General features: G+C 66.4%; 15 protein-coding genes. 4 read left to right on the top strand and 11 right to left on the bottom strand.

The genetic code is table 11. The annotated features are described in order from the left end of the window. Positions 1 to 50 precede the first annotated feature (50 nt). Together U7114_RS12100 and U7114_RS12095 are read right to left on the bottom strand one after the other, a co-directional pair. The gene (locus U7114_RS12100) at positions 51 to 596 is read right to left on the bottom strand and encodes an ABC transporter substrate-binding protein (RefSeq protein WP_323057491.1); all 546 of its coding nucleotides are present in this window, start codon (positions 594 to 596) and stop codon (positions 51 to 53) included. Positions 597 to 860: 264 nt separating this feature from the next. Then, on the bottom strand, positions 861 to 1,430 hold the full coding sequence (locus U7114_RS12095; protein ID WP_323057490.1) for a GNAT family N-acetyltransferase: 570 nt from the start codon (positions 1,428 to 1,430) through the stop codon (positions 861 to 863). Between the two features lie 146 nt (positions 1,431 to 1,576). Here U7114_RS12095 and U7114_RS12090 point away from each other — a divergent pair, with 146 nt between their 5' ends. Next, positions 1,577 to 1,780, top strand: a complete 204-nt coding sequence (locus tag U7114_RS12090; protein WP_157240662.1) for a hypothetical protein — start codon at positions 1,577 to 1,579, stop codon at positions 1,778 to 1,780. Between the two features lie 57 nt (positions 1,781 to 1,837). Further along, complete coding sequence (locus U7114_RS12085; RefSeq protein ID WP_323057489.1) at positions 1,838 to 3,334, top strand: MFS transporter; 1,497 nt, start codon at positions 1,838 to 1,840, stop codon at positions 3,332 to 3,334. A gap of 69 nt (positions 3,335 to 3,403) precedes the next feature. Here the strand turns inward: U7114_RS12085 and bcp are convergent, their stop codons facing one another. The 7 genes from bcp to U7114_RS12050 all read right to left on the bottom strand — a co-directional run bounded on the left by bcp (position 3,404) and on the right by U7114_RS12050 (position 10,919). After that, positions 3,404 to 3,883, bottom strand: a complete 480-nt coding sequence (gene bcp, locus U7114_RS12080) for a thioredoxin-dependent thiol peroxidase (protein ID WP_157240666.1) — start codon at positions 3,881 to 3,883, stop codon at positions 3,404 to 3,406. Between the two features lie 79 nt (positions 3,884 to 3,962). Beyond that, positions 3,963 to 4,625, bottom strand: coding sequence for a winged helix-turn-helix domain-containing protein (locus tag U7114_RS12075; RefSeq protein ID WP_157240668.1), 663 nt, complete (start codon positions 4,623 to 4,625; stop codon positions 3,963 to 3,965). A gap of 8 nt (positions 4,626 to 4,633) precedes the next feature. After that, entirely contained in the window at positions 4,634 to 5,977 is a 1,344-nt protein-coding gene (gene allB, locus U7114_RS12070; RefSeq protein WP_157240670.1) for an allantoinase AllB, read from the bottom strand. After that, positions 5,970 to 7,169 carry a glycerate kinase gene (locus U7114_RS12065; protein WP_323057488.1) on the bottom strand — a complete coding sequence of 400 codons (1,200 nt, stop codon included), beginning with the start codon at positions 7,167 to 7,169 and terminating at the stop codon, positions 5,970 to 5,972. Before U7114_RS12065 ends, allB begins: the two co-directional genes overlap by 8 nt. A 22-nt stretch (positions 7,170 to 7,191) precedes the next feature. Next, positions 7,192 to 8,982, bottom strand: coding sequence for a glyoxylate carboligase (gene gcl, locus U7114_RS12060; RefSeq protein WP_157240674.1), 1,791 nt, complete (start codon positions 8,980 to 8,982; stop codon positions 7,192 to 7,194). A 121-nt stretch (positions 8,983 to 9,103) separates the two neighbouring features. Next, on the bottom strand, positions 9,104 to 10,033 hold the full coding sequence (locus tag U7114_RS12055) for a 2-hydroxy-3-oxopropionate reductase (RefSeq protein WP_323057567.1): 930 nt from the start codon (positions 10,031 to 10,033) through the stop codon (positions 9,104 to 9,106). Between the two features lie 85 nt (positions 10,034 to 10,118). After that, positions 10,119 to 10,919, bottom strand: coding sequence for a hydroxypyruvate isomerase family protein (locus U7114_RS12050; RefSeq protein ID WP_157240678.1), 801 nt, complete (start codon positions 10,917 to 10,919; stop codon positions 10,119 to 10,121). A 345-nt stretch (positions 10,920 to 11,264) separates the two neighbouring features. Here U7114_RS12050 and U7114_RS12045 point away from each other — a divergent pair, with 345 nt between their 5' ends. Then, a complete protein-coding gene (locus U7114_RS12045) occupies positions 11,265 to 11,663 on the top strand; it encodes a cupin domain-containing protein (RefSeq protein WP_323057487.1) in 399 nt (132 codons plus the stop codon). Positions 11,664 to 11,742: 79 nt separating this feature from the next. Here the strand turns inward: U7114_RS12045 and U7114_RS12040 are convergent, their stop codons facing one another. Beyond that, complete coding sequence (locus U7114_RS12040) at positions 11,743 to 13,032, bottom strand: MFS transporter (protein ID WP_157240682.1); 1,290 nt, start codon at positions 13,030 to 13,032, stop codon at positions 11,743 to 11,745. Between the two features lie 60 nt (positions 13,033 to 13,092). After that, a complete protein-coding gene (locus U7114_RS12035; RefSeq protein ID WP_323057486.1) occupies positions 13,093 to 14,325 on the bottom strand; it encodes a M20 family metallopeptidase in 1,233 nt (410 codons plus the stop codon). Between the two features lie 138 nt (positions 14,326 to 14,463). Between U7114_RS12035 and U7114_RS12030 the strand changes: the two genes are divergently transcribed. Next, the gene (locus U7114_RS12030; protein ID WP_323057485.1) at positions 14,464 to 15,495 is read left to right on the top strand and encodes an Lrp/AsnC family transcriptional regulator; all 1,032 of its coding nucleotides are present in this window, start codon (positions 14,464 to 14,466) and stop codon (positions 15,493 to 15,495) included. The last annotated feature ends 15 nt before the right edge of the window (positions 15,496 to 15,510 follow it).

Genomic DNA, 15,510 nt, shown 5'->3' with positions numbered 1-15,510 from the left:
GGGCGGCCCCGGAGGGCCGCCCACACTACTTCGTTTACTGCCGCTAAGGGTTAGAGCCCAAGCACGCGGTTCAGCAGGTTCGCCAGTCCGGCCGTGCCGTTGCCGTCCAGCAGTCCAGCCACTGCGCACAACAGGTTGCCAACCAGGTTGCCGGCGCCCGGCACAGTGGTGATGTCCAGCTGAACCTGGTTGAGATCCACCACGAGGCCCAGGACGTTGAGGTTGAGGGGTCCCAGGTCGAGGTTGATGATGTCGCAGGCCGTGTTGGACTGGCCGGCTTCCACGGTGGTTGTCACGGTCTGGCTGACGGGCGTGGCAACGCCGGCAAGGTCCGTGAACGTACCGTCTACCAGGCCTGTGACAGTCAGGTTCCCGTCCTGGGTACCAAAGCCCGTGGGCGTGAAGGAACCGGCTAAGGTTCCTACCCCGTCAATCGTTTGGTTGATTGTTCCCGTCACGCTGGCCAGGTCGGTGGCGCTCGCCGATGCTGCCGGGACCGGTGCCGGAGGGGCCGCTGACGCGGGCGCTCCTGCGCCGAAGATCATCGCTCCGGAAAGAGCTGCTGCTGCTATAGGTGCTAAGACTCGTGTTCGCATCTCTGATGTTCCTTTCAGTGCCGGGTTGACCGGCGCTTGAACCCCCGGCATTCCAGCCCCCATGCGGGACTGCCGGCGGAACTCGTGATTTGCTTATGAAGGATTCGTTACAACATCCGCAACGGCATTGCATGATCAGCCACACCGTCGTCACGACGCTAATACTAAGCATGCTGATCAGTCAATCACGCGATCAAATTTGACAAAATCTCCTGAGTGGGTGTTCAGCGGGTTTGCGGCCCCAAAAGACCTCCGCAGACGCTCCTAAAGAGCGAGGCGCATAAGCACCCGAGGGAAGCCATTAAGAACGGACCCGGTGTCCGCCGCCTTGGTGAAACCCGCGTCCTCAAACAGTTTCCGGGTGCCCACGTAGGCCATGGTGAGGTCCACTTTCCTGCCGCCGTTGTCCACCGGATAGCCCTCGATGGCCGGGGCACCATAGCTCCGGGCCAGGTCTACGGCGCCTGCCAGCAACTGGTGCGAGATGCCCCTGCCGCGGTACCCGGGCCGCACCCTGATGCACCAGACCGACCAGACATCCGCGCCGTCCACATGCGGGATCTTCCGGTTGCCGGCGAAACTGGTGTCCGCGCGGGGGTGGACCGCTGCCCACCCAACCGGCTCACCGCCGTCGTACGCCAATATCCCCGGCGGCGGATCCTCCGCCACCAACTGCCGCACCAGGTCCCCGCGCTCGGTCCCGCGGAACGCCTGGTTCAGTTTGGACGGGATGCGGTAGCTCAGGCACCAGCACACGTTGGCGTCCGGCCGCTTGGGCCCAACTATGGTTTTGACGTCCTCGAATTGTGTTGCGGGTCGGACCTGGATGTCCATGCGGCCATCCTGTCACCGGGCAGGGAGTCCGGCAACAGCACTCTCGGGGCTTCCCTGGGGCATTGCCGTGCCGCAGAAGGGGGACACTCCGACCGGGCAGCGATAGACTGGGCAGCCAGGTAACGGCAGAAGACATGGCGGGCACAATGAACGATAAGCTGCATCTCACTCCGGACGACCAGTTCCCCGAGGACCTGGAAAAGGTATCGGATAACGAATTGCAGGTCCTGGACAGCCGCATCCAGCGCCAGCTCGACCACGAAATGGTCGTTGATGGCGAATCGGACCGTGAAACCGAGTTCCGCCACTATGAACTGGACGTTGAGTTCAACGACCGCGACAAACGCTGACCTCTGACCCGTCCCCGGCCATGTCCATGAGTGCAGGACGTCACTACACTGGGACGCATGACCGAGCAGGAACCGGTCCGGCCGCGCGCCGCATCAGCTTCCGACGGCGGTAAGAGACCCGGCGGGGACCTGGCGGACACGTCCGTCCCGGTAGGGGTAGGGGAGGCCCTGCACCTCACTGATCCGGACGCCGTCGACACTTCCCTGCGCACTCCGGCCCAGCGCTCCCGCACCTTCACCGGGATCCTGGTGAACACCGCCCTCGCCAACGTCACCACCAGCTACCTCTGGTTTGCGCTGACGTTCTGGCTGTACCTGGAAACGCGCAACGTCATAGCAACCGGTGTGGTGGGCGGTGCCTACATGCTGCTGATCGCCCTTTCCAGCATCAGCTTCGGCACCTTCGTGGACCGCTACCGCAAGCTGGCCGTGATGCGCTTCGCCGCGGCCTTCACCCTGGTGATGTTCGTGCTGTCCGGGGTCATGTTCCTGCTGACCCCCTCGTCGTTGCTGCTGGACCTGGCCCGGCCGTGGTTCTGGGTTTTCGTCATGATCATCCTGATCGGCGCCGTGGTGGAGAACATGCGGAACATCGCCCTCTCCACCACCGTCACCATCCTCATCGAGCCGGACCGGCGGGCAAACGCCAACGGGCTGGTGGGTATGGTGCAGGGACTGATGTTCATTGTCACTTCGGTGCTCTCCGGGCTCTCGGTGGGGCTGCTGGGCATGGGCTGGACCATCGGAGCCGCCCTCGTGCTTACCGCGCTTGCATTCGCGCACCTGCTCACCCTGCGCATGCCCGAGGAGGTGCGGGCGGCGGCAACGGATGCGCACGGCGGCTTCGACCTGCGCGGCTCCCTCTCCGCGGTACTGGCCATTTCGGGGCTGTTCGCGCTGATCCTCTTCTCCACATTCAACAACTTCATCGGCGGCGTCTACATGGCGTTGATGGACCCGTACGGCCTGGAGATGTTCCCCGTTGAACTGTGGGGGATCTTCTCCGCTGTCGGCTTCACCGGGATCCTGGTGGGCGGGGCGCTGATCGGAAAGTTCGGGCTCGGGGCCAATCCGCTGCGCACCCTCCTCGCCGCCGTGGTGCTGATGGGCGTCCTCGGCGCGGTGTTCACGCTGCGGGAGTGGGCCTGGCTCTACATCGCCGGCATCTGGGCGTACCTGGTCCTGGTGCCTTTTGTGGAGGCGGCGGAGCAGACGGTCATCCAGCAGGTGGTCCCTTTGCAGCGGCAGGGCCGGGTGTTCGGGTTCGCCATGGCGTTCGAGTCCGCTGCTTCGCCGGTCACGGCATTCCTCATTGCGCCGATCGCCCAGTTCTGGATCATCCCCTACGCCCGGTCCGCGGACGGTGCCGCCCGGCTGGCTCCGCTCCTGGGCGAGGGCACCTCCCGCGGCATCGCCCTGGTGTTCCTGGTTGCCGGAACCATCATGGTTGTGGCCGCGCTGCTGGCCTTCCTCACGCCGGTCTATCGTCGGATCTCTGCATCCTATGCGCAGGCGGCAGCGGCCGAGGCGAAAGCGGCGGCCAACGGCTCTTAACGCCGGACGCTCCCGCAGTTCTTGAACTGCGGGAGCGTCCGGGGAAACCCGACATTAAGTGCGGGAGCGTTAGATCCCCAGGGCTTCCTTCAGGGCCGCGACGTGGCCGTCGGCCGTCACCTGGTACTGGGCAAGGGTGACGTTGCCTTCGGGGTCCACCACCACGGTGGAGCGGACGAGGCCCTCGACGATTTCGCCGTTGACGAGCTTCTCGCCCCAGGCGCCGTAGGCCAGGGCAACGGCGTGGTCGGGATCGGAGAGGAGCGGGAAGGTCAGGGAGAAGTCGCCCGTGAAGCCGGCCAGCGCCTCCGGGGCATCGGGGGAGATGCCGATGACCTCGTAGCCCTTGCCCTGCAGGGAGGCCAGGCTGTCGCGGAAGTCGCAGGCCTCGGTGGTGCAGCCGGGGGTGGCGGCCTTGGGGTAGAAGTACACAATGACGTTCTTGCCACGGTAATCGGCCAGGGAAGTCTCGCGGCCCTGGGCGTCCTGGAGGGTGAAATCAGGGGCCTGGGTTCCGGGCTGAAGCTTGGTGGTCAGGGTGGGGCTCATGGCGTTCCTTCGGAAGACTCGTCAGTTACGGGCAAACATCAAGTGAAGCGGGTTCGCGCTTAGTCATACAACTCCGGCGTCATATGCTGTATTCCGCCGGGCCTCGGACGGTGGCGCAGGAACCGGGCACAAACTGGTATCCGCCGCCCCGGACGGTGGCCACGGCATGGCGGGCGTTCCCGAGTTTCCGGCGGACCCGGCCCACATAGACATCGATGGCCCGGGCTGAGGCGCCGGGGAACTGCAGCGACTCCAGGAACTCTTGTAGTTCCTCCCTGCTGACAGCCCGGGACAGGTGGGTCACCAGGTACCTGAGCACCTTGAATTCGACGCCGGTCAACGGCACGGGGCTGCCGTCCAGCAGGACGGTGTCCGCGGCGAGGTCCACGGCGACCCGGCTCACAGGGCCGGCCGACGGCGGCAGGCAGGTGCCGGCGTCGGCCTCGTTGGGCGCCGGGGTATCGCCGGGGTCCTCCGCCGCGGAAGGAGTGCGGGAGGAGTGGTCTGCGGCTCCTTCCGTGGCGGAGACCCCGGACGTGGTGGCTCCGGCGGCAGGCCAATGGACTTCCGCCTCCGGAGCAGTTTCGAGGGCCTTGGCAAGGACAAGCCGGGCGGCGCGGGCCAGGAGTTCGGGGCTTGTGCCTTCCCCGGGAACCACCCACACGGCCAGCCCGCGGGCAGCAGCGCGCTTGGCCTGAACCAGGTGCCGGGGCACCCCGGGCTGGTGTGCTTCCACTGCCATGGCGCGTCCTAGACTCCGCCGCGGCGGATCAGCTTGCCCGTGGGGGTCTGGCCGTCCACCACGGCGCCGCGCAGGAAGGTCTTGCGGACCACGCCGGAAAGAGCCTTGCCGTCGTAGGGGGTGATGGGGTTCTTGTGCTTGAGCTTGGACACGTCCACAACGAACGCCTCGTCCGGGGCAAAGATGGCGAAATCCGCGTCATAGCCGAGCGCCAGCTGGCCCTTGTTGGACAGGCGGGCCAGGGCTGCCGGCTTCTCGCCCATCCAGCTGACCACCTGCTCCAGCGGGATGCCGCGGTGCCGTGCCTCGGTCCAGATCAGGGACAGGCCCAGCTGCAGCGACGAGACACCGCCCCAGGCCACCGCGAAGTCGCCGTTTTCCAGGTCCTTCAGGTCAAGGGTGGAGGGGGAGTGGTCCGAGACGATGCAGTCGATGGTGCCGTCCTGCAGGCCCTGCCACAGCAGTTCCCGGTTGGAGGCCTCACGGATGGGCGGGCAGCACTTGTAGGCAGTGGCGCCGTCCGGGATTTCCTCGGCCATCAGCGTCAGGTAGTGCGGACACGTCTCCACGGTGAGCTTCACGCCGTCGCGCTTTGCGCTGGCGATCATGGGCAGGGCGTCCGACGACGAGAGGTGCAGGATGTGGGCACGCGCACCGGTCCAGCGCGCGCGTTCAATGACCTCGGCGATGGCCTTGTTCTCGGCGCCACGGGGGCGGGAGGCCAGGAACGTGGAGTAGTGGTCGCCGCCGGGGTGGGGTGCGCGGTCGATGGCGTGCGAGTCCTCGGCGTGGACGATCATGAGGGAGTCGAAGGACTTGAGCTCGGCCATGTCCTCCTCCATCTCGTCCGCGTCCAGGTGCGGGAACTCGTCCACGCCCGAGTGCAGGAGGAAGCATTTGAAGCCGAAGACGCCCTCGTCGTGCAGGGGGCGAAGGTCGGCCTTGTTGCCGGGGATGGCGCCGCCCCAGAACCCGACGTCGATGAACGCCTGGTCCTCGGCCACCTCGCGCTTGAGCTTGAGGTTCTCCACGGTGGTGGTGGGCGGGACGGAGTTCAGCGGCATGTCGATGATGGTGGTCACGCCGCCGGCTGCCGCCGCGCGGGTGGCGGAGGCGAAGCCCTCCCACTCGGTGCGGCCGGGCTCGTTGACGTGGACATGGGTGTCCACGAGGCCGGGGATCAGGGTTTCGTCGTCGGCCAGCTCAATGACCTCCGCACCGGCCAGGCCGTTGCCCAGCGGTTCGAGGGCCACGATCTTCCCGCCGCGGACTCCCACTTCGCGGGGTGCCAGCCCGGCCGTGGTGAGGATGCGCTGGCCGCGGATGACCAGGTCAAAACGTTCTTCAGACATGGAGGTCCTCCTTGGTGGTGGCGGAACGGGCCAGCGTATCGCCGGCCAGCCTTCCGCCGATCTGTGTTCCCAGTTGCTCGAGAAGCTGCGCTGCCTCTGTCATGCACCTGTTTATATTGCTTTCAAGCTCGGTCAAAGCGTAGACGTCCTCGAATCCGGCGGCGCTTGCCTGGCCGGTTTCAAGGGTGGTCCGGCCGCACACAGCGATCACCGGGACGCCTTGGGCGGCGGCTGCGCGGGCAACGCCCATGGGTGTCTTGCCCAACAGGCTTTGTTCGTCCAGGCTGCCCTCGCCGGTGATCACGAGGTCGGCGCCGGCCAGCCGCTCCACCAGCCCCGTGAATTCGAGGACGACGTCGATACCCGGGCGGCGGGTCGCGGCGAGGACGGCGATGGCTGCGTAGCCAACGCCTCCTGCCGCTCCGGCGCCCGGGGCTTCCGCCGCTTTAATTGCGCGGTGACCGATTTCCCTGGCCAGGACTTCGACAAACCTGGCCAGGGCGGCGTCGAGCACGTCGACGTCCTGTTGCGTGGCACCCTTTTGCGGGCCGAAAATCGCCGCGGCGCCCTGGGCGCCCAGCAGGGGATTGTCGACGTCGGATGCCAGCACAAAGCGTGTGTCCTTCAGGCGGGGTTCGAAGCCGCTGAAGTCGATCCGGTCCAGGCGGGCCAGGGCGGCGCCGCCGGGCGGAAGTTCGTTGCCCTCGCTGTCGAGGAACCGGGCACCGAGCGCCTGCAGGACTCCGGCGCCGCCGTCGGTGTTGGCGCTGCCGCCAACCCCAAGGATGATGCGGTTGCAGCCGGCGTCCAGGGCGGCGGCGATGAGCTGGCCGGTGCCCAGGCTCGTGGCGGTGCGTGCCGCCGTCGAGCCTGGCCTTCCGCCAACCAATGCCTGGGCGGAGAGCAGTGCCAGGCCCGAGGCGGCCGCCATCTCGATGACTGCCTCATTGCCCCGGACCGCGAACTCGGCCGTGACCGGTTCGCCGGAGGGCCCGGCCACCACGGCGCTGCGGCGGGTGAAGCCTGAGCCGACCGCGGCGTCCAGGGTCCCTTCGCCGCCGTCGGCTACTGGAATCCGGGCCACCTCAAGGTTCCCGCCGGCCGCGGCCTGAAGCCCCTTTTCCAGGTGGCTGCAGACTTCCGGGGCGGACAGGGAGCCCTTGAATTTATCCGGGGCAATGACGATGCGCATGGCAGTGTCTGTCTTTCTCGTTCTAGCCCTGAAGAGCCAGGATGGCGGTGGGGGCGTCTGCTGCCGATTCTGCCAGTTCCTCGAACTCGTTGATGGCGTTGATTTCCAGCCCCATGGAGATATTGGTGACCTTTTCCAGGATCACTTCCACCACGACAGGAACCTGGAACTCGCCCATGAGGGCCTTGGCCTTGTCGAACGCGGCGGCGAGATCGTTGGGGTCCTCCACGCGCACGGCCTTGCAGCCCAGGCCCTCGGCCACCTTGAGGTGGTCCACGCCGTAGCCGCGGGTTTCCTCGGACAGGTGGGTGCTGTTGATGTTCTCGAAGGCCAGGGACACGTTCTGCTCCATGCTGAAGCCGCGTTGCGACTGGCGGATCAGGCCCAGGTAGGAGTTGTTCACCACCACGTGGATGTACGGCAGGTTGAACTGCGCACCCACGGCCAGTTCCTCGATCATGAACTGGAAGTCGTAGTCGCCGGACAAGGCCACCACGGTCTCATCCGGCTTGCCGCGGACCACGCCAAGCGCTGCCGGGGCGGTCCAGCCCAGCGGGCCCGCCTGGCCGGCGTTGATCCACTTGCGCGGTCCGAACACGTGCAGCATCTGCGCGCCGGCGATCTGCGACAGGCCGATGGTGGACACGTAGATGGTGTCGCGGCCGAAGGACTTGTTCATCTCCTCGTACACGCGCTGCGGCTTGATGGGGATGTTCTCGAAGTGCGTCTTGCGGTGCAGGGAGGCCTTGCGGTCCTGGCACTCGGCAACCCAGGCGCTGTAGTCCGGCAGGGACCCTGCCGCCTTGCGCTCTTTGGCGAGCTCGACCAGCCCTGCCAGCGCGGCGCCGGCGTCGGACGCGATGCCCAGGTCCGGGGAGAACACGCGGCCGATCTGCGTGGGCTCGATGTCGATGTGCACGAACTTGCGGCCGGCCGTGTAGGTGTCCAGTCCGCCGGTGTGGCGGTTGGCCCAGCGGTTGCCGATGCCGATCACGAAGTCGCTCTGCAGGTAGTTCTCGTTGCCGTAGCGGTGGGAGGTCTGCAGGCCCACCATGCCGGCCATCAGCCGGTGGTCGTCCGGGATGGTGCCCCAGCCCATCAGCGTGGGGATGACGGGGACGTCCAGGATCTCGGCCAGCTCAACCAGCTGGGCGGAGGCGCCGGCGTTGATGATGCCGCCGCCGGCCACGATCAGCGGGTGCTTGGCCGCGGTCAGCATGTCCAGGGCCTTTTCGAGCTGCTTGCGGGAGGCCTTGGGCTTTTCGACGGGGAGGGGCTCGTAGGTGTCGATGTCGAACTCGATCTCGGCCATCTGCACGTCGATCGGCAGGTCCAGCAGCACCGGGCCGGGGCGGCCGGAGCGCATCAGCTGGAAGGCCTTCTGGAAGGCGCCGGGAACCTGGCCGGGCTCCAGGATGGTCATGGCCATCTTGGTCACGGGCTTGGCGATGGACTCGATGTCCACGGCCTGGAAGTCTTCCTTGTGCAGCTTGGCCACGGGGGCCTGGCCGGTGATGCAGAGCATCGGGATGGAGTCGGCCCAGGCGGCGTACAGGCCGGTGATCATGTCGGTGCCGGCAGGGCCGGAGGTGCCGATGCAGATGCCGATGTTGCCGTCCTTGGCGCGGCTGTAACCGTCCGCCATGTGGCTTGCGCCTTCGACGTGGCGGGCCAGGGTGTGGCGGATCCCGCCGTGGGCGCGCATTGCGGAATAGAAGGGGTTGATTGCGGCGCCTGGCAGGCCGAACGCCTCGATGGCGCCTTCCTTTTCCAGAATGGCCACCGCTGCATCAACGGTACGCATCTTGCTCATGGGGTGCTCCTTGAAAGCTTGAAAAGTCTGTTTTTGGGTGTGCTGAGGGAGCCGCCGTCGTTTTCATGGACGACGGCGGGTCCCCTGCTGGTGTTTCTTAGGCGCCTGTGGCGCTGGTGCGTTACTTCCGGCCGCTGAGCTGGAGGACCTGCTTGAAGAGGCCTGAGTGGTCGAGGCCGCCGTCGCCCTGGTTGACGGTGGCGGCGACGAGCTGTGCGACGACGGCGCCGAGGGGGACGGCGACGTTGGCTTCGCGGGCGGCGGAGGTGACGATGCCGAGGTCCTTGTGGTGCAGGGCCAGGCGGAAGCCGGGGTCGAAGTTGCGGTCCAGCATCTTCTGGCCCTTCTGGTCCAGGACCTTGGAGCCGGCCAGGCCGCCGCCGAGGACCTTGAGGGCGGCGTCGGTGTCCACGCCGTAGGCCTCGAGGAAGGCGATGGCTTCGGCCAGGACCTCGATGTTGACGGCGACGATCAGCTGGTTGGCTGCCTTGACGGTCTGGCCGGAGCCTGCGGGGCCGACGTGGACGATGGTCTTGCCGACGGCGTTGAGGACGTCCTGTGCTGCCTCGAAGTCGGCTGCGTCGCCGCCCACCATGATGGAGAGTGCGGCGTCGATGGCGCCCTGTTCGCCGCCGGAGACCGGGGCGTCGAGCGGGCGGATGCCTGCGGCGACTGCATCCTCGGCCAAACGCTTGGCGACGTCCGGGCGGATGCTGGAGGCGTCGATCCAGAGGGTGCCCTGCTTGGCGTTGGCGAAGACGCCGTCGGGGCCGCTGACAACACCCTCAACGTCGGGGGAGTCCGGCACCATGGTGATGACGACGTCGGCGTCCTTGACGGCGTCCGCGATGCTCGTGGCGCCCTTGCCGCCTTCGGAGACCAGCTTGTCGATCTTGTCCTGGCTGCGGTTGAAGCCGGTGACGGTGTGGCCGGCCTTGACCAGGTTGATGGCCATGGGCAGGCCCATGATTCCGAGTCCGATGACTGCAACGTTGCTCATGATGGTTCTCTTTCCTGAAGTCTGTGTGGTGCCGGAGGTGCCGGTGGGGATGCCCGGCCCAACTAGGTAGCGCTAAGTGTCGTTATGAGGGCTCAAAACGACACTTGGCGCTACTCAGTTGGGTGGGGCGGGTGGACTAGCGGGAGGCGTGTTCGCGGATGGCCCAGCTGAAGGCTGTTTCCTGCGGTTCCTTGTATTCGAGTCCGATGTAGCCCGTGTAGCCGAGTTCGCGGCTGCGGGCGATCCATTGGCCCAGCGGGAGCGTGCCCGTTCCCGGGGCGCCGCGGCCGGGGTTGTCGGCGATCTGGATGTGGCCGAAGTCCTTGGCATGGTTTTCGATGACGGACTCGACGTCGTCCCCGTTGACTGCGAGGTGGTAGAAGTCGGCGAGGAGCTTGATGTTTTCGACGCCGGCCTCCGCCTTCACGCGGGCGATGACCTTGAGTGCGTCATCAGCGGTGAGGAGCGGGTATTTGGGTGCGCCGCTGACGGGTTCCAGGAGGACGGTGCCGCCGATGTGGGCGACGCCTTCTGCCGCTGCCGCCAGGTTCCTGACCGCGAGTTCGTCCTGCTCCTTGGGGGTGGAGCCGTCCTGCCGGTTCCCGTAGAGGGCGTTGAAGGCCTTGCAGCCCAGGCGCCCGCCGATGCCGGCAACAACCTCGATGTTGTCCTTGAACTCTGACTCGCGTCCCGTCCAGGACACCAGGCCGCGGTCCCCGCCCGGCATGTTGCCGGCGTTGAAGTTCAGGCCCGTGAGCTGGACGCCGGCGTCCTTGATGGCGTTCTCGAATTCGGTGACCTGGGTGTCGGAGGGAACTGAGGACTCGAAGGGCCACCAGAACTCGACAGCGTCAAAGCCGGCTGCCTTGGCTGCCGCTGGGCGCTCGAGCAGGGGCAGTTCAGTAAGGAGGATGGAGCAGTTCACTGTGTACGTCATCGTAGGTCCTTCCAGGGAGGGCTTTGATCTATCTTCCTTTGCGGCGGGCTTGCTTCAAGTTTTCGCTTTGTGGAATTTAGATTCTGCTTTATGAAAAGTCTAGGGAAGGATGGGCGCCGGAGTCAAGGCGGGCCGGTTTGGGAGGGGGGAGGAAATTTCCCATTGACTTCAGGTGCTGCAGGGCTACGGTTAGAGATACATCGGCACGGTCCGGTGGAGGGGTGGGCGCCGGGGCAGGGGCGCACGCCGCTACATGGTCTCAATACAACTTCGCCGCTCGTCGGTATCCATTCCATGCCTGGTCCGCGCCGGGCGTTTTCCACACCACTCATAGGCTGTGACCTCATGACGGCAAATTTCATCAGGGAACTGGCAGTCAAGTCCTTGGATTCACCGGACTCGAAGCGTTGCCCGGACAAGGCGGAATTCGACCTTGTCACCGTTGACGACTACTCGGTGGCGCGCCTGATCCTCGCGCCGGGCTGGCGGTGGTCCGACTCTGCAAGGCCCTCCGAGTTGACCCCCTACTGCGAGCACCACCACCTCGGCTATTGCGTATCGGGGCAACTGGAGGTGGAAACGGCCGACGGCGGACGGTCAACGATTCACGCCCATGACACCTATGCGCTGCCTCCCGGACACGATGAATGGGTGGTGGGCGACGAGCCGTTCGTCGCCGTCGAATTCCTGGGTGCGGCCTCGTTCGGCCGCCCCCGCAGCTTCGGGATGCACGCCAGGATCTAGCACGGCACCAAAAAGTCCCCTGCCGCTCTTGCGAGCGGCAGGGGACTGGTGGTGCGCCGGGGCGGGCGGCCCCAGCTTCCTAGTGGGTCAGGTCCTTGCCCTTCGTCTCGGGAATCGTGAAGACGAACGCGGCGCTGATGGCCAGCAGGACCACCGCGTACACGTTGAACACCTGCGGGACGCCCAAGGTGGTTCCCAGCCACTGCTGCAGGTACGGGGCCGTTCCGCCGAAGGCTGCCACGCAGATGGAGTACGGGACGCCGACGCCCACGGTGCGGATCGACGTCGGGAACAGCTCGGCGTAGACGGCCGGGACAATGGCGGCGCTCGCGGCGATGAAGATCAGCATCACGGACATGCTCACCGCCAGCTGCCACGCAGAGTCCTTCAGCAGCCAGGTCATGGGGAAGTGGAGTACCCCGCCGCCGATCGCGCCGGACCACAGGACCTTCTTGCGTCCGATGCGGTCGGACAGCTTGCCCCAGAAGGGAAGTGCGGCGATGAACACGATGTTGGCGACCACGCCGGCCCACAGCGCCTCGCCGCGGTCGATTTTCAGGGCGGTGGTGGCGTAGCTCGGCGCCACGACGCCCCAGATGTAGTAGATCACCGTGAGGCCCACGGTGAGGCCGATGACCTGCAGCGCCTGCTTGCGGTGGCGGACGATCTGGGGCCAGATCGGAGCGCGCTTTTCGGCGACGGACTCGCCTTCGAAGGCATCGGTCTCGTGCAGCCGTGACCGCATGATCAGCGCGTACAGGCCCATCGCCGCGCCCAGGAGGAACGGAATCCGCCAGCCCCAGGCGTTCATGGCCTCGGTGGTCAGCGTCATGTTCAGGACGGCGCCCAGCAGGGTGCCGAACAGAATGCCCACGGTTCCGGAGGTGTAGATCAGGGTTGCCCAGAACCCGCGGTGCTCCTTGGGTGCCATTTCCGAGAGGTAGGTTTGCGACGACGGCAGCTCGCCGCCGTGCGCCAGGCCCTGGACCAGGCGGGCCACCAGCAGCATGAGCGAGGCCCAGGCGCCGACGCTGGCGAACGTCGGCGCGATGCCGATCATCAGGCTGCCCAGTGAAGCGAGTCCGACGGCGAGCGTCATGGACGTCTTTCGGCCCACCCTGTCGCCAATCCAGCCGAAGAGGAAGCCGCCGAAGGGCCGTGCGACGAAGCCGACGGCGAAGATCGCCAGCGTGGACAGCACGGCCGACGCGGGATCGGCTTTGCTGAAGAGCTGGCTGGCGATGAAGGGCGTGAACGTGGCGTAAATGGCCCAGTCGTACCATTCCACGGCATTGCCGATGCCGGTCCCGACGATGGTTTTAGCGGTGGACACGCGTCCAGTCTGCTGCTTGCTTACTGCGATGGACATGGTTACTTCCTGAGGATTGGGGAGGATGGCGGGGATAGGGATGGGGGAGGCCGACGGCGGCTAGGACGCCGCTGCCAGCGTCGCCAGGCGCGAGGTGGCGAGTTCGGTGTAAAGCGCTGCCCCGTCAGCCAGCACGCCGTCGTCGAACGTTGCGTAAGGCGAGTGGTTGAACGGTGAGGTGGCCGGATCGCCGCCGGGGGCGACGGCGCTGAGGCCGACGAAGGTGCCCGGCACCTCGGCCAGCACGCGGGAGAAGTCCTCGGAGCCGCTCAGCGGAGTGGCCCAGCGGGAGAGGCGGCGCTCGCCGAAGAGCCCTGCGATGACTTTTTCCGCCGTGTGGGTTTCGTCCTCGTTGGTGATGGTGAGGGGGTATTCCTCCTGGTAGTCGACGTGGACTTCCACCCCGTGCGCGGCAGCGATTCCTTGCAGCAGGCGCGGCACGGCCTCCTTCATCTTCAGGCGGGATTCCTCGGAGAAGGTCCGGACCGTCGCCTCGATGCGCGCCGTTTCGGGAATGACGTTCCGCTTGGTGCCGGCATGGAGCACGCCCACCGAGAGCACCACGGGATCGAACATGTTGAACTGCCGGGTCACCATGACCTGGAGGGCCGTGACCATTTCGGCCGCCACGGTGACGGGATCCTTCGCGGAGTGCGGGGCCGAGCCGTGGCCGCCGGCGCCGAGTACCGTGACCTCAAGCCCGTCCGAGGAGCTGAGCATCACGCCGGACTTTGTGCAAAACGTGCCGTGGGGCTCGAGGGAGGAAAACACGTGCATCCCGTAGGCCGCCTGGACCCGGGTGCCGGCGGCGTCCAGGACGCCTTCGCGGATCATGTAGCTGGCTCCGTCGCAGCCTTCTTCGCCGGGCTGGAACATGAGGACGACGTCGCCCTGCAGCTGGTGCTGCCTCTCGGCGAGGAGCGTTGCGGCCCCGGCGAGCATCGAGGTGTGCAGGTCGTGGCCGCAGGCGTGCATGGCGCCGTCCGTCCGGGATGAGAATTCGACGCCGGTCTTTTCCTGCACCGGGAGGCCGTCCATGTCCGCGCGGAGGAGGACCGCGGGCCGGTGCGTCGTGGTGCTTTCCGCTGCAGCGATGCCGCCGCCGCGAAGCACCGCGGTGACGGAGGTGGTGTCCTTGCCCAGGGTGATCTCGAAGGGAAGTCCGTCCAGGGCCTGGAGGACCTTGTCCTGGGTCCGGGGAAGGTGCAGCCCGATTTCCGGGTGCCTGTGCAGGTCCTGGCGGAGGCGGATGAGGTCCCCCTGCAGTTCCTGCGCATCTTCGGTTACGGGCACTTGTCACTCCTCGCATTGGCGTTCCGGGTCTGTGGACTATTCTGGAGTGGCGCAGTTCACATCCTCCGAAACCGCTGGAAATATGCTGCAAGTACGGCCTCTCTGCAGGATTCGTGCAGAAGAAACAAGGGGTGATCTGTGGAACTCAGCGAAGACGACCTGGCGCTCATCCAGGTACTGCAGTCCTCCCCGCGGCTCGGCTGGGCGGATGCGTCAAAGGTGCTGGGCGTCCACGCCACCACGCTTGCTGCCCGGTGGGAGCGGCTGGCATCAAGCGGGGCAGCGTGGGTCACCGCCCACCTGGTGGGGGATCCGCAGCAGATGCTCCTGGCGTTCGTTGCGGTGGACTGCGAGATGCATCTGCGTGACAGTGTCACGGCGCAACTGGCGGCCGTGCCGGAGATCGTCACCGTCGAGGAGGCGGCCAGCAACCGGGACCTGATGCTGACCGTCATCACGAAATCGTTGGACGAGTTCAGCAGCCGGGTTGTTGCCCGGCTGAAGACCGTTGAGGGGCTCACCAAGTACCAGACGGCGCTTTGTACACGGCTTCACACCAGCGCGGACGAGTGGCGCCTGAACGTCCTGGACCGGACCCAGCTGGCTACCCTGAGGACGCTGGGTGCTTCGGCCGGTGCGGGGACGCGGCGGCCGGACCCGCAGGGTGAACTGCCGGCGAGCCACCTGGACCTGTTGCCGTACCTCGCGCGGGACGGACGCGCCACGGCGGCTGACATCGCGCGGGGGCTGGGGCGCCACCCGGCCACAGTGCAGCGGCAGCTGAACCGCGTGCTGGCCAGCGGCATCCTGCTGTTCCGGTGCGAAATTGCGCAGGCCTACTCTTCCTACCCGGTGACCTGCCAATGGTTCGCGAACGTTCCGGCCGGCCGCCATGAGGCTGCCGCCGCCGAAATCCGTACCATCAGCAACGTCCGGCTCAGCGCCTCCACCACAGGCCCCACCAATTTCGTGATCATCATGTGGCTGCAGTCCCTGGCGGACGTGATGAACGCCGAACTGGCACTGCAGCAGAAGGTCCCGGACATCGAACTGGTGGAGAGCGTGGTGATGCTGCGGACCGTCAAACGGGTCGGCTGGATGCTGAAGGAGGATACGACGTCGAGCGGCGCGGTGGTGGTGGAGGCCGGAGGACTGCCGGCTGCGGACTGAGCCGTGGACGTCCCG

This window comes from Pseudarthrobacter sp. C1 (assembly GCF_034720455.1).
Classification (GTDB): domain Bacteria; phylum Actinomycetota; class Actinomycetes; order Actinomycetales; family Micrococcaceae; genus Arthrobacter.
This window is presented reverse-complemented; position numbering and strand designations above follow the sequence as displayed.

Bases quoted from the DNA above. Each gene is read 5' to 3' on its own strand.
- U7114_RS12100 (WP_323057491.1), bottom strand. From the start codon at position 596: ATGCGAACACGAGTCTTAGCACCTATAGCAGCAGCAGCTCTTTCCGGA.
- bcp (WP_157240666.1), bottom strand. From the start codon at position 3,883: ATGAGCCCCACCCTGACCACCAAGCTTCAGCCCGGAACCCAGGCCCCT.
- U7114_RS12095 (WP_323057490.1), bottom strand. From the start codon at position 1,430: ATGGACATCCAGGTCCGACCCGCAACACAATTCGAGGACGTCAAAACC.
- U7114_RS12045 (WP_323057487.1), top strand. From the start codon at position 11,265: ATGACGGCAAATTTCATCAGGGAACTGGCAGTCAAGTCCTTGGATTCA.
- U7114_RS12040 (WP_157240682.1), bottom strand. From the start codon at position 13,032: ATGTCCATCGCAGTAAGCAAGCAGCAGACTGGACGCGTGTCCACCGCT.
- gcl (WP_157240674.1), bottom strand. From the start codon at position 8,982: ATGAGCAAGATGCGTACCGTTGATGCAGCGGTGGCCATTCTGGAAAAG.
- U7114_RS12090 (WP_157240662.1), top strand. From the start codon at position 1,577: ATGAACGATAAGCTGCATCTCACTCCGGACGACCAGTTCCCCGAGGAC.
- allB (WP_157240670.1), bottom strand. From the start codon at position 5,977: ATGTCTGAAGAACGTTTTGACCTGGTCATCCGCGGCCAGCGCATCCTC.
- U7114_RS12075 (WP_157240668.1), bottom strand. From the start codon at position 4,625: ATGGCAGTGGAAGCACACCAGCCCGGGGTGCCCCGGCACCTGGTTCAG.
- U7114_RS12085 (WP_323057489.1), top strand. From the start codon at position 1,838: ATGACCGAGCAGGAACCGGTCCGGCCGCGCGCCGCATCAGCTTCCGAC.
- U7114_RS12065 (WP_323057488.1), bottom strand. From the start codon at position 7,169: ATGCGCATCGTCATTGCCCCGGATAAATTCAAGGGCTCCCTGTCCGCC.
- U7114_RS12050 (WP_157240678.1), bottom strand. From the start codon at position 10,919: ATGACGTACACAGTGAACTGCTCCATCCTCCTTACTGAACTGCCCCTG.